The sequence below is a fragment of the Qipengyuania vulgaris genome, from assembly GCF_009827325.1.
Lineage (GTDB): Bacteria > Pseudomonadota > Alphaproteobacteria > Sphingomonadales > Sphingomonadaceae > Qipengyuania > Qipengyuania vulgaris.
The window spans coordinates 101,742-114,201 of record NZ_WTYC01000004.1; the positions used below are offsets into that span (position 1 = coordinate 101,742).

Here is a 12,460-nt window from a genome sequence, read left to right on the forward strand (position 1 = left end):
GTAGTCACACGGCTGGGGGACAGCCACGGCGGTTTAGCGCGAATGCTACAATTTTCGGCAGATATCGAGCGCATGGAGGATTGCGAGGCGATCCTTGAATTCGTTCGCTCTTTCTGCCGGAAAGAGGGGGCGATCTGGTTCAGCTATCACTTCACGCCCATTTTCGAATCGCCCACTTCGCACAACACCTTCATCTGGGCACGCGGTTATCCTCTCGAGCTTCAGAAGAAGTATTTCGCCGAGGGATACCGCCAGATCGATCCCGTTCCGCGTCTCACTTTGGAACACGGCCATATACTGACATGGCGAGAGGCACGACAGCTCGCCGGAGGCGATCCCGCAGCGGAACGATACTTCGAGGTGTTCGAGGAATTCGGGATCGAGAACTGGGCGGGATTTGCGCTATACGGTCCCCGCAACCGTGATGCGTTTGCCGCGCTGACTTTCGCAGAAGACCCCGAAAAGTTCGAAGAAGGACGCCTGGCCCATCTGCACACCTTGCTCCAGACGGCCCATCTCCAGATCTGCAAGGTCATGGACAACGCGAAGCCAGAAGTGATCTTGTCTGCACGCGAGCGAGAAGTCCTGACATGGATGGGGCGCGGCAAGTCGGCGACCGAGACCGCGGAAATACTGCATATCTCACCGGAAACAGTGAAAACCTACGTGAAACGGGTGTACGAAAAACTGGAAGCGAATGACCGGGTAACGGCGACCGTTCGCGCCCTCAAGCTCGGGCTGGTGGAGCTCTAGAATTCAGCTGTGGATCAGGCCGGTCCGCGGCGACTTCCTGTTCCACCTGTGAATCATCATCAATACGCCGATGCAGATCATGTTGGTCATCATCGAACTGCCGCCGTGGCTGATGAAGGGGAGGGGTATTCCCACCACGGGTGCAAAGCCCATCACCATCAGCAGGTTGATCGCCACGTAAAAGAAGATTGTCGCAGTCATCCCTGCTGCCAGCAGCTTGGCAAACCTGTCGGTGCTCGCCTTCGCTGTTTTCAGTCCCCACAGCAGGATCAGTCCGAAAGCGCCAATCGTGAACAGGCCCCCTGCAAAACCCCATTCTTCGGCCATCGTGGCAAATACGAAGTCGGTGTGGGGTTCAGGCAGATAGTTGAGATGGCTTTGCGAGCCTTCGTTGAACCCCTTACCGAACATGCCCCCCGATCCGATCGCGATCTTCGACTGGGTGATCTGATATCCGTCGCCCAGAGGATCGTTTTCCGGATCGAGGAAGGTCAGCACGCGCTTCTGCTGATAGTCCTGAAGTCCGACGAAGAACGCAACCGGCGCCAAGGCAATCGCCGCGACACCCGAGAGCACGAACCAGCGTACCGGGAGTCCTGCAAGGAACAGCACCACGAAGCCACCAAAGGCGATAGCGAGCGAAGTACCAAGATCAGGTTGCAGAAGCACGAATGCGATGGGGAGGAGAATTATCGCAGCGGCAGGCATGAGGGCGCGCCAGGTCGGCACCATACCTACGGGAAGCGAGCCGTAATATTGAGCGAGGGCAAGCACGACCGCCGGCTTCATGATTTCCGAAGGCTGAATGCGGATCGGCCCAAGTTCCAGCCACCGCTGGCTCCCGCCGCCTACCTGACCGACGATCTCCACCGCGATCACCAGCAGCAAGGTGGCAACATAGGCCGGGTAGGCGAGCAGCCCGACCATGTTTCTACCGAAACGCGAGACTACGACCGCCATCACGAAGAAAACCGCAAAGCGGATCAAATGCGACTGGGCATAGGCATCGAAGTTGCCGGCCGCTGCCGAAGTAAGGACGAGGGCCCCGAAGCCGATCAATGCAAATAGGGGGAACAGCATCATCCATGGCTGGCGAGCTACGGGCGCTGGAACGATGGAACTCATTCGCCCGCATCCTCCGGAGCGGAAGAAGCATTGCCTCCCGCAGAAGGAGGCCGCGATCCCTCGGTTCCTGAATTGCGCAATTGCTGTGCCAATTCTTCCGATTGACGCTGTGCGAGGCGTGCCTCGGCATCGACCTGATCGAAAATCTGCTCTGTGCGCAGCGGAACAGGCTCAACTACCTCGCCCGTCGCTGCCGCGTAGGCACGGTATTTGGAATCCAACCTTTGCTGAGCATTTCCGCCCCATTGCTCTTCCAGCGGGAGCAGCGCTTCCATGCCTTTCACCGGATCGAACAGGAAGGTCATCACGTCGCGCGCGATGGGATAGGCCGAGCCGGATCCGCCACCATGTTCGATGACCACGGCGCCGGCATACTTCGGTTTGTCGAAAGGCGCGAAGAACACGAACAGGCCGTGATCGCGATATTTCCACGGACCGCTCCTGCCGTCCGAAACGCTCAGCGAGACGACCTGCGCCGTCCCTGTTTTGCCTGCCATCTTGATGTCTTCGATCGGCAATCTCGCCCGGCCGGCAGTACCGGGGCCGTTCACCACATCGCTCATTGCCTGCCGGACGTAGCCGATCTCGTCGGCACTGAAGTTGAAATGCTCGAACTTGGGCCTTTGGTCATCCATCCGAAGATGCGGCATGACCTTGTATCCCGTCGCCAGCCGCGCGCTCATGACCGCAAGCTGGAGCGGGTTCACGAGGTAGTAGCCCTGGCCGATGGACGCATTGACCGTATCGTAGGGCTGCCAGGCCTGATCATACTTCCGCTGCTTCCACGCAGGTTCCGGGACCGTACCATAGAACTGGCTGGTGACGGGCAGATCGAACTCCTCGCCTAAGCCCATTTTATGCGCCCATTCGGCGACTTTGCCGAAGCCGATCTTCTGGGCGAAATGATAGAAATAACTGTCGCAGCTCTGGTAGATGGCCTTGGCCATGTCGACCCGGCCATGATTGCTCCAGCAGTTGAAGAAGCGGTTACCGATCCGTCGCCCGCCGCCGCACATGATGGCTTCGTCCGGCTTCACTCCAGCATCCAGGAAAGCCATGCAGTGCATCGGCTTGACGGTCGAGCCTGGCGGGTAAAGCCCCTTCAGGACCTTGTTCCGCAATGGCACGCGTTCGTCATCGCGCAGCATGGAATATTCGACGCGTCCGATCCCCGCGGAGAAGCTGTTGGGATCGAAGCTCGGCATGGAAGACATGCAGAGGATATCGCCGTTTTCACAGTCCATGACGACGCAGGAACCACTTTCCAACCCGATCCGGCGCGCGGCGTAATCCTGTAAAGGCCCATCGATCGTCAGCCTGACAGGTGCGCCCTGCTTGTCTTCGCGGGTTTCAAGGTCGCGCACGATCCGGCCCGAAGCGGTGACTTCGACGCGGCGTGCGCCCGGATCCCCTTGCAGTTCCTGTTCGAACTGCGCTTCGAGCGCATCCTTCCCGATCTTGTAGCCGGGAGTGATCATGAGGGGATCGGGATTTTCCTCGTACTCCTCAGCCGAAGCAGGGCCAACGTATCCGATTAGATGCCCGACGCTGGGGCCGGTCGGATAAAACCGCGAGAAGCCGCGCTGCGGAACGACCCCGGGCAGGTCGGGAAGGCGGACGCTTATGGCGGCAAACTGATCGTAATCGAGCCCGGTGGCCACCTCGATGGGCTGGAACCCGCGAGCCTCATTAATCCGCTTCGAGATGTCGGCCACGTTGTTGGTCGACAGATCGAGGATGTTGGCGAGCACACCTAGCGTCCTTTCCGGATCGGCCAGCCGTTCCGGAATGACATCGACGCGGAAGTCGGCGCGGTTGGAGGCGAGCGGTGCGCCGTTCCGATCAAGTATCCAGCCCCGCCGCGGTGGAATCAGCGAGAGGTTCACCCTGTTGCTTTCGGACTCGAGCACCCAGCGTTCATTCTCTGCAATGGCGATATAGGCCATGCGGGAAGCGAGAATCGTCCCGATCCCGCCCATGCCCGCGCCGATAACGAAAGTGCGCCGATCGAATGCGTTGTCTAGGGTGGTCTGGCTGACCAGTTCGCGCGGCTTTGCACCGGCTCTGCGGCGTCCGAATAAACCCATCAGACCCGCCTCCAGCGCCTCAGACGCAGTTCGTCCAGACGGGAAACGAAGACGGCTACGAGCGGATAGATCAGAACGGCAAACACGAGTTGGGGCACAATGGCGACGAGCGAGGGCAGGGTGGGCGTGGCTCCCGAAAGCAGCCAGCCTGCAAAGAGATAACCGCTCGCCAATATACCTGCCGTGAACCAGTCCTGCCAGAACGCACGCCAGGGCCAGCGCATCTCCACTGCCTCGATGACAAGTAGGGTGACGGACCAGGTGAGTATCGCGAAACCGAAAGGCTGGCCGCTGTAGAGATCATCGAACATTCCAAGCGGGAAACCGGCCCATACCGGGAGCAAGCCGGGCCGTACGAGGCGCCAAGCCAGCAACATGAGAAAGCCGAGCGGCGGAACTAGCGGAAGAGCTGTAGCGATCGGGAATATCGGCAGGAGCGATCCGATCAAGATCGCCGCCCACGGGATAATATTGGCAAGCAGCGGTGAATGGGACCGGTTGATGCGACTGCCATAGGCATCGCTGCGTGCGCGCGGTTCGATCCGCTCCATCAGTCGCCCAGTTCTTCCTCTATCGGCGTTTGCGCACCGACAGCGGCTTCCGGCTCGAATATCGGCTCGACCGAAACGAAATCGGTCGCCGCAGGGTCGCTGACGATGCGGGCAAGGCCTCCGTCGTCGGTCAGCTCGGTTACAATGGCGACAGCGATGCCCGGCGGATAATAACCACCGGCGCCGCTGGTCACGAACATGTCACCCACGGCCAGCGGGTTGATGCCGAGATTGATAAGCTTGATGCGCAGGAGGCTGTCCCCGCGTCCCTCGGCGAAAGCCACGGTTTCGTCTCCGGCCCGAATTACCGGCAGCACGCTTTCGCTGTCGGTCAGCAACAGGACACGCGACGATGTCGCCCCGGTCTCCAAGATGCGACCGACCACTCCGCGTGCCGAGCGCACCGGCATGCCCACTTCGACGCCGTCATCCGATCCCGCACCCAGATAGGCAAACCGGCGCGTGCTCGAAGCCGTCGATCCTACAAGTCTTGCTACGGCTACAGGCTCACGCTCTTCGTCTTTCAGGTCGAGCAGGCCCTTGAGACGTGCATTCTCGCGCCGCAGGGCCTCTGCTTCCGCAAGGCGAATGCGTGCAAGTTCCATTTCACGCTTGAGTTCAGCATTCTTCGAACCAGCGCGATAGTAGCCGCTGATGGATTCCCATAACGACTTCGACCCCGTGCGCGCAGCCGCGGCGGTCTCGGTCGCCGGAGAGGCAGCATCCTGCGCGGCACTTCTCGGCCCGCCGAATAGGTCGGGCTGGAAAAAGGAAATGCCAAGCAGGATTGCACCGATCAGCGCACCGGCGCCGGCGACGATGTAGCCGGTGAAAAGATTGTATTGCGCTCGCTTGGAATAGCTGGAGCGCCGCTGGCCGCTCGGCGCCATGGCCGTTCCCCCTTAGGCGGTCATCAAGACGCCGCGATAGATCGGATCTTCCATCGCACGACCGGTCCCCAGCGCCACGCAGGACAGCGGGTCTTCCGCTATCGTGACAGGGAGGCCGGTTTCCTCACGAAGATATTCGTCGAGACCACCGATCAGCGCACCGCCGCCGGTGAGCACGATGCCCTGGTCGACGATGTCCGCCGCCAGTTCGGGCGCCGTGTTTTCAAGCGCTATACGCACGCCTTCGACGATTGCGCCGATCGGTTCGCTCAGCGCTTCCGCGATGTGACCCTGGTTGATCGTGATTTCCTTGGGCACACCGTTGACGAGATCGCGTCCCTTGATGGTAATCTGTTCGCCGATACCGTCTTCGGGCGGTCGCGCGACCCCATAGTCCTTCTTGATCCGCTCGGCCGTGCTTTCGCCGATCAGCAGGTTGTGGTGTCGTCGGACGTACGAAACGATGGCTTCGTCCATTTTGTCGCCGCCGGTACGGACCGAAGTGGTGTAGGCGAGGCCCCTCAGCGATAGTACCGCGACTTCCGTCGTGCCGCCGCCGATATCAACGACCATCGAACCGACAGGCTCGGTAACCGGCATGTCGGCACCGATGGCTGCGGCCATGGGCTCGAGGATCAGATAGACCTGGCTGGCACCGGCATTTGATGCCGCATCGCGGATCGCGCGGCGCTCGACCGATGTCGAACCCGAAGGGACGCAGATCGTGATTTCGGGATACCGCATCAGGCTCTTGCGGCCGTTCACCTTACGGATGAAGTGCTTGATCATTTCCTCTGCCACGTCGAGATCGGCGATCACGCCGTCACGAAGGGGCCGGATGGCTTCTATCGAGTCGGGCGTCTTGCCCATCATCATCTTCGCATCATCGCCAACGGCCTTGACGCGCTTCATGCCGTTGATCGTCTCGAGCGCAACCACGCTCGGCTCATTCAGGACGATGCCCTGATCCTGCACGTAAACCAGCGTATTGGCGGTCCCGAGGTCGATCGCCATGTTCTGCACGCCAAATTTGAAGATATTGTTCCAGAGGCCCATATTCGTTCGATAATCCGTGTGATGTCGGGGTCAGTCGACGGTTGTGTGGAGCCGCGCGCTTGCACCCGTGAGGAAACGGTGGCGGAGCCTTAGCGATATTACGCACCGAAAGCCAAAAATTTCCTTAGGGCAATTGGGGGATAGGCAAACGCGCCGTCTCGGATTCCTCGCGCTTCGTCGCTATCGTTGCCTGTCCATGCCTGAAATACGCCGCCTGCCCGATACTCTCGTCAACCGCATTGCTGCCGGAGAGGTGGTCGAGCGCCCGTCTTCCGCGCTCAAGGAACTGATGGAAAACGCGATCGACGCAGGTGCTTCGCGCATAGCGGTCAAACTGGTCGAGGGCGGGCTGACGAGCCTTGAAGTGACCGATGACGGCTGCGGCATGAGCCCGGACGAAATGGCCTTGGCGCTGGAACGTCATGCGACCTCGAAGCTGCCCGACGAAGCCATCGAGCAGGTGTCGACCCTTGGCTTTCGCGGAGAGGCATTACCGAGCATCGCCAGTGTTGCGCGGTTCACGCTGGAAAGCCGTCAACAAGGCGCAGAGCAGGGTTGGAAGCGCGTCGTCGATCACGGCGAGCTGATCAGCGAAGGTCCCGCTGCCCTGCCACCGGGGACGCGGGTTCGAGTGGAAAATCTGTTCGGCAGGATCCCTGCGCGCCGCAAGTTCCTGCGCACTCCGCGCAGCGAGTATGCCGCTTGCCTCGATGTGGTGAAGCGCCTTGCGATGGCACGCCCCGATGTGGCCATTACGCTCGATCACGGGGAACGCCGTATCCTTGGTCTTCAGGGGGGCGAAGGACTTGCGAACCGCGTGGCCCAGGTCATCGCCCGCGAGCTCAAGGAAAACGGCGTCGCGATCGATCTGGATCGTGGGACCATGCGCCTGACCGGAATTGCGGGCCTGCCGACCTACAATCGCGGGATTGCCGATCACCAGTACCTCTTCGTCAACGGCCGCCCGGTGAAGGATCGCTTGCTGACCGGTGCGGTACGCGGCGCATACGCCGATATGCTTGCGCGTGATCGCCACGCGGTGCTGGCGTTGTTCCTCGACCTTCCCCCCGAGGAAGTGGACGTGAACGTCCATCCGGCCAAGACCGAGGTGCGTTTTCGCGATGCGCAGGCGGTGCGCGGATTTATCGTCTCTGGTCTCAGGCAAGCGCTGGCGACCGGCGATAAGCGGAGCGCGCAGTCTCCCGATGCTGGGGCAATGTCGCGTTGGCAGCAGGAACCGGAAAGGGAGGAACCAGCGCCGGCGTTGCGCTCGATTTTCGAGGGGCGGGATTGGTCCGCTCCGCAGCCCCGTGTATCAGAGGCTGGCTCCGCGTGGCGCGGTTATGAAGCAGAAGTCATTGCAGCGCCGCGCGGGCGGGCGGAGGAAGCGGTTCCAGTGTCCGCCGCTGAAGCTGATTATCCTCTCGGCATTGCACGCGGACAGGTGGCGAATACCTATATCGTGGCCGAGGCCAAGGATGGTCTGGTCCTTGTCGACCAACATGCGGCGCACGAGCGCCTTGTGCTTGAGCGACTGAAGGCGGCAGGGGCCGAGGAGGCGGTGGCACGCAGCCAGGCGCTGCTTATCCCAGCAGTGGTGGAACTCGAAGAGACGAGCTGCGACCGGCTGGAAGAAGCGGCGGAAAGCCTGGCAAAGCACGGTCTGGCCATCGAACGTTTCGGCCCGTCGGCCATGCTGGTGCGAAGCCTGCCGCATGCCATCGCGCGAACCGATCCCGAGAAATTGCTCCGCGATATCGACGACGATCTTGCCCTGAACGGGGAGGCGCTGCACCTCGGCGAGAAGCTCGACCTCGTGCTCGCCACGATGGCCTGCCATGGTTCGGTGAGGGCAGGGCGCGTGTTGCGCGTCGACGAGATGAATTCGCTGTTGCGCGAGATGGAACGGACCCCGCGCTCGGGCCAATGCAACCATGGGCGCCCCACGTGGGTTAAGCTCTCCATGGAAGATGTAGAAAAGCTCTTCGGGAGACATTGATGCGCTGGACTGTCTTGGCACTGCCCTTCGTACTTCTGGCCTGCGACGAACCCTCGCCAGCCGAGGAAGAGGCAGCGCGCCAGCAGGCCGTGGCCGAGGTCAAGGCCAATCAGAAGCCGCCGCCGGAAGAACTCGTGCTCGATCCGATCCGCTACCCGGAAATCGAGAAGCACGATCTGTTCGGCGCGGGATGCAGTTTCGTGCCCGACGGCGGCGGGCTCGGAGCAGTTGCGATCGGCATGGCCGACAAGGGCTACATGATCCGCAAGGGCGAATTGATGGTATTCGCGGCGGATATGGGCAGCGCAGAGTTACCTTATCTGGCGCGGCGCAAATATGACGGCCGCGAATTTTCCTTCTCGCTCGATCTCGATGAAGGGGAGGGAACGCAAATCGGCTACGAAACCACGGATTATCGAGGCACGCTGACCGTAACGGATGGCACCAATGCCGTAGTGTACAAATCCGAAGGTCTGACCCAGTGCGGAGCTTGAGTTAGTCCGAACCATCCGGGTCCCGCGTACGGATCAACGCATTCGAAACCATCTCCAGGACGATTTTATCGTTCTGGTTAAAGGTACGGATACGGCTTTTGAAAATACCCATTTCCGGACGCGATGCGCTGCGGCGCTTCTCGATCACTTCGGTTTCACACCTCAGCGTATCGCCGGGGTAGACCGGCTTCGTCCAGCGTAGTTGATCGACTCCCGGGGAACCGAGGCCAGCCGATTTCTCGTTCATCATGTTTTCGACCATCATGCGCATGGTCATGGAACAGGTATGCCAGCCGCTTGCCGATAACCTGCCGAAATGGGTCTCTGCGGCCGCCTCGTCGTCGAGGTGAAATGGCTGGGGATCGTATTTGGAGGCGAATTCCATCACCTCTTCACGGGTAACCTCGTAAGCACCGAAGTTGCGGGTCGTTCCGATCGCGAGATCTTCGTAGAATATCATTCTTCGATCTTTGGCCCAGCCCGCGATGCGTTGCAATATGCAATTGAAAGTGGCGCCGACTGGGTACGCATGCCCGGGGGCTCAGCTCCGAAAATGTGGCTTCAATCCTTCAGGCCCGAAATCCGGAATGATCCGGTATTTCGCGGTGAACAGGCTGAAAATGCCGAACATTATCAGACCAATCGCCACGAGAGTGTAGATCGTGCCCATGTCGCGAAGGGAAAGGATCGCTTCGCCAAGCCCCTGAATTCGGTCGCCGCGCTCCGCCCAGGCTCCGTCGAGCATCGACCAGCCGATGAGGAGAAATACAACCGCCCGCGCCGCATGTCCGGCACGTCCGATGGCCTTTGTGACCTGGGGCGCACGGGCGCTGATACGGTGCATGAAGTGTGCCGACCATGCCGTCTTGGCTTGCATGAATGCTCCGACCAGAAAGCCGAGACCTACGGCAGCGATTACAATCCAGCCAAGCTCCATCTGAAGAATGGAACCAGCCATTTCCTCGCCTCCGCCATCGCCCGCGCTGCTCTGCTTCTCACCGGTGGCGAACTGGTAACACGCGTAAGCGAGGAACAGGTGGGCGACCGCGCTTGCCGCATCACCGACGCGCTTCAGAACGCCGCTCGTATCGGATCCTCTGTGCTGCAAGTCGCTGATCGCGCACATCAGGCGAAACGCCACATAGGCAAGCAGGCCGAAAGTCATGGCCCACAGGATCGGCGTGCCGAATGGGACATCCTGGATGTAATCGTAGACGGCGCTGCCGCCGCCTTTCGCATCGCCGCGGGTACCCAGGGCAATATAGCCCAGCAGGATATAGGTAAGGCCGCGCGCGGCGAAACCGACACGCACCAGCCAGCTGAACTTCTCGGACTTGTCCACCATGGCTGGCGCGCTTTCGGTATCGCTAGTCGGTCAGGCGCGGAACTTGGGCACGCCGGCGCTGCTGTCGAGTTCCGGGATGATGCGGTACCGCGCCAGTACCAGGCTGAAGAGTCCGAACAGCATCAGGCCGATCGCCGTAAGCGTAAAGATGAAGCCCTCTCCGGCAAGGCTGGCCACCGCATCGCCGAGGGTTTTAACCTGGTCTGCGCCGCTCGACATGAAGCCAGCCTTGAAGAGCGACCAGCCGATGACGGTATAGACCACGCCGCGAGCGATATAGCCTGCGCCGCCGAGCCAGCGCGTCGCGTCGGGCGCGCGGCCGGAAATGCGGTTCATGAATTCACCAGTCACGCCCTTCTTCACCTGGAAGATGGCGGCAGCGAAAAAGGCGACGCCGAGGAGGCCGAGGATCGCTCCGCCGAACTCCATCGACAGCACGCCTGATGCAGCTTCCTGCGCACCTCCGCCGCCTCCGGAACTGCCGCTGGTAGCGAACTTGTAGGCGGAGTAGGCAAGTACGAGGTGAGCGATGCCGCTCCCCGCGTGACCGATGCGTTTGGCCCAGCCCTTGCTGTCCGACCCGGTGTTCTCGATGTCGAACAGGGGGGAGCAGAAGCGGAAAAGCGCATAGGCGAGCAGTCCGATGACCATGATCCACAGGATCACGTTGCCTGCGGGGTAATCGTCGATCGCGCGGAAGATCCCGTTGGTACCTTCGGCAATCTTGCTGGAGCTTGTCAGGGCGATGAGCCCGAGCACGAAATAGAGTATCGCACGGCTGAAATAGCCGACCCGCACGAGCCAGCTGAATTTTTCGGACTTATCTACCACTTTGGTAACTCCCCTTGTTTGCAGGCCTAACGGCAGGGGAGGGCGTGCGTTCCGCCCAGCGATCAATTGCCTGTGGATAGGGCAGGACGCAGGGAGTCGATTGAACCGTCGGCACGCTCGACCTGCGGCAGCCCAATGAGGTGCCGCAACAGCGGAGCGACGTCGGTATTGTCAAAAACGGGCAGCGCCGCGCCGTTCCGGAAGGCCGGACCGTTGGCGATGAACAGCGACAGCATTTCAGGCGCGTAAGGATCGTATCCGTGGCTGCCACCCGTCCAGCTGGCGGTCGGGGCGGAAGGGGTAATCGTCCAGCCAGTTTCCGGCAGACACAGGTAGGGCGGGATGCGGGCATGCGTTCCGTAGTTGTAGCGAGCGGGGATATTTTCCTTCGCCCAGCAGGTCATGCGTTCGTGGTCCGCAAGGATGGCTTCGCGGAACGCGTCTGCTTTTCCTTCCGCAGGCTCGAAAGTGCCATAGGCGCCACCTTCCACCAGTCGATAGAGCGAACTGTCGAGGATATCGTCGAGCACGATCACGCGCTCCGAACTCGTGGCCGCCATGCCGTGATCGGAAACGATTACGAGATTGGCGGGCTGGCCGAATTCGCGCAGACCCTCGGCGAGCATGGCTATATGCGCGTCGACATCGCGCAGCGCGGCATTCACTTCCTCGCTGTCCGGTCCAGCATCATGGCCCGCTGTGTCGACCGTGTCGAAATACAGCGTCAGGAACTCGGGGCGGATGTCCGCCCGGCGGCGCAGCCAGTCGAGCACGGAATTCACGCGCTGCGTGTTCGAAACCTGCATCGAAAACTGCTGCCAGTCGCTCGGCAAGGTTCCGTCTTCGACCGGGCCCCAGCCTTCGGCAGTGCCGCCCCATGGAACTGCCGAGCCGGGCCAGAACATGGCCGCAGAGCGGATGCCCGCTTCTTCCGCTTCGACCCAGATGGGTTTCGCGTCGTTCCACCAATAGGGGTCGACGGTTGCCATGGTGAAGACCTCGTCGGGACGGGTTTCGTCTTCCATGCGGTTGGCGGTGATGCCGTGGTGATCGGGCACGAGACCTGTCACCAGCGTCCAGTGATTGGGGAAGGTCTTTGTGGGGAAAGACGGACGCATCGCCGCGCTCACGCCGCCGGTCGCAAGCGAGGAAAGCACCGGCGTAATTCCGCGATCGAGGTAGGATGGATGAAACCCGTCGATGGAGACGAGGATCGTCACTGGTTCGCGCTGTTCCACCTGTGTCGACGAGACGCTTTCGACCTGCGGTGCGCAGGCCGGGAGAACGGCAGCCGCAGCAAGGGCGAGGGCGGTGACGAATTTCTTCATG

Annotated in this window: 11 protein-coding genes and 1 pseudogene; 3 read left to right on the top strand and 9 right to left on the bottom strand. The window is 61.1% G+C overall.

What is annotated here, in order from left to right; all coding sequences use genetic code 11:
* The first annotated feature begins 42 nt into the window (after positions 1-42).
* Positions 43-753: a helix-turn-helix transcriptional regulator gene (locus GRI69_RS09070; protein WP_160727964.1), complete on the top strand. Its 711-nt coding sequence runs from the start codon at positions 43-45 to the stop codon at positions 751-753.
* A 3-nt stretch (positions 754-756) separates the two neighbouring features.
* Here GRI69_RS09070 and rodA read toward each other — a convergent pair whose 3' ends face one another.
* From rodA to GRI69_RS09095, 5 genes are read right to left on the bottom strand one after another with little or no spacing between them, the layout of a single operon-like run.
* Entirely contained in the window at positions 757-1,878 is a 1,122-nt protein-coding gene (gene rodA, locus GRI69_RS09075; protein WP_160727965.1) for a rod shape-determining protein RodA, read from the bottom strand.
* On the bottom strand, positions 1,875-3,965 hold the full coding sequence (gene mrdA / locus GRI69_RS09080; protein ID WP_160727966.1) for a penicillin-binding protein 2: 2,091 nt from the start codon (positions 3,963-3,965) through the stop codon (positions 1,875-1,877). The genes rodA and mrdA overlap by 4 nt, the downstream gene beginning before the upstream one ends.
* On the bottom strand, positions 3,965-4,516 hold the full coding sequence (gene mreD / locus GRI69_RS09085; protein WP_160727967.1) for a rod shape-determining protein MreD: 552 nt from the start codon (positions 4,514-4,516) through the stop codon (positions 3,965-3,967). The genes mrdA and mreD overlap by 1 nt, the downstream gene beginning before the upstream one ends.
* Positions 4,516-5,406 (bottom strand): rod shape-determining protein MreC, encoded by an 891-nt coding sequence (locus tag GRI69_RS09090; protein WP_160727968.1) that lies wholly within the window; start codon positions 5,404-5,406, stop codon positions 4,516-4,518. The genes mreD and GRI69_RS09090 overlap by 1 nt, the downstream gene beginning before the upstream one ends.
* Positions 5,407-5,418: 12 nt before the next feature.
* Positions 5,419-6,462 carry a rod shape-determining protein gene (locus tag GRI69_RS09095; protein ID WP_160727969.1) on the bottom strand — a complete coding sequence of 348 codons (1,044 nt, stop codon included), beginning with the start codon at positions 6,460-6,462 and terminating at the stop codon, positions 5,419-5,421.
* Positions 6,463-6,658: 196 nt separating this feature from the next.
* On the opposite strand from GRI69_RS09095, the gene mutL reads away from it, so the two are divergent.
* Together mutL and GRI69_RS09105 are read left to right on the top strand one after the other, a co-directional pair.
* Positions 6,659-8,461, top strand: coding sequence for a DNA mismatch repair endonuclease MutL (gene mutL / locus GRI69_RS09100; RefSeq protein WP_160727970.1), 1,803 nt, complete (start codon positions 6,659-6,661; stop codon positions 8,459-8,461).
* Positions 8,461-8,955, top strand: coding sequence for a hypothetical protein (locus GRI69_RS09105; RefSeq protein ID WP_160727971.1), 495 nt, complete (start codon positions 8,461-8,463; stop codon positions 8,953-8,955). The genes mutL and GRI69_RS09105 overlap by 1 nt, the downstream gene beginning before the upstream one ends.
* A 1-nt stretch (position 8,956) precedes the next feature.
* On the opposite strand, the pseudogene GRI69_RS09110 reads toward GRI69_RS09105, so the two are convergent.
* The 4 genes and pseudogenes from GRI69_RS09110 to GRI69_RS09125 all read right to left on the bottom strand — a co-directional run.
* Positions 8,957-9,457: pseudogene (locus tag GRI69_RS09110) on the bottom strand (MaoC family dehydratase); the annotation flags it as partial.
* Between the two features lie 39 nt (positions 9,458-9,496).
* Positions 9,497-10,300 (bottom strand): DUF1206 domain-containing protein, encoded by an 804-nt coding sequence (locus GRI69_RS09115; RefSeq protein ID WP_160727973.1) that lies wholly within the window; start codon positions 10,298-10,300, stop codon positions 9,497-9,499.
* Positions 10,301-10,330: 30 nt separating this feature from the next.
* The gene (locus tag GRI69_RS09120) at positions 10,331-11,131 is read right to left on the bottom strand and encodes a DUF1206 domain-containing protein (RefSeq protein ID WP_160727974.1); all 801 of its coding nucleotides are present in this window, start codon (positions 11,129-11,131) and stop codon (positions 10,331-10,333) included.
* Between the two features lie 62 nt (positions 11,132-11,193).
* The gene (locus GRI69_RS09125; protein WP_160727975.1) at positions 11,194-12,459 is read right to left on the bottom strand and encodes an alkaline phosphatase family protein; all 1,266 of its coding nucleotides are present in this window, start codon (positions 12,457-12,459) and stop codon (positions 11,194-11,196) included.
* Position 12,460: the final 1 nt, after the last annotated feature.

What these genes read in the sequence shown, in the direction of transcription:
- mrdA (WP_160727966.1), bottom strand. Translation starts at nt 3,965, where the DNA reads ATGGGTTTATTCGGACGCCGCAGAGCCGGTGCAAAGCCGCGCGAACTG.
- mutL (WP_160727970.1), top strand. Translation starts at nt 6,659, where the DNA reads ATGCCTGAAATACGCCGCCTGCCCGATACTCTCGTCAACCGCATTGCT.
- GRI69_RS09070 (WP_160727964.1), top strand. Translation starts at nt 43, where the DNA reads ATGCTACAATTTTCGGCAGATATCGAGCGCATGGAGGATTGCGAGGCG.
- GRI69_RS09090 (WP_160727968.1), bottom strand. Translation starts at nt 5,406, where the DNA reads ATGGCGCCGAGCGGCCAGCGGCGCTCCAGCTATTCCAAGCGAGCGCAA.
- GRI69_RS09095 (WP_160727969.1), bottom strand. Translation starts at nt 6,462, where the DNA reads ATGGGCCTCTGGAACAATATCTTCAAATTTGGCGTGCAGAACATGGCG.
- rodA (WP_160727965.1), bottom strand. Translation starts at nt 1,878, where the DNA reads ATGAGTTCCATCGTTCCAGCGCCCGTAGCTCGCCAGCCATGGATGATG.
- GRI69_RS09105 (WP_160727971.1), top strand. Translation starts at nt 8,461, where the DNA reads ATGCGCTGGACTGTCTTGGCACTGCCCTTCGTACTTCTGGCCTGCGAC.
- GRI69_RS09115 (WP_160727973.1), bottom strand. Translation starts at nt 10,300, where the DNA reads ATGGTGGACAAGTCCGAGAAGTTCAGCTGGCTGGTGCGTGTCGGTTTC.
- GRI69_RS09125 (WP_160727975.1), bottom strand. Translation starts at nt 12,459, where the DNA reads ATGAAGAAATTCGTCACCGCCCTCGCCCTTGCTGCGGCTGCCGTTCTC.
- mreD (WP_160727967.1), bottom strand. Translation starts at nt 4,516, where the DNA reads ATGGAGCGGATCGAACCGCGCGCACGCAGCGATGCCTATGGCAGTCGC.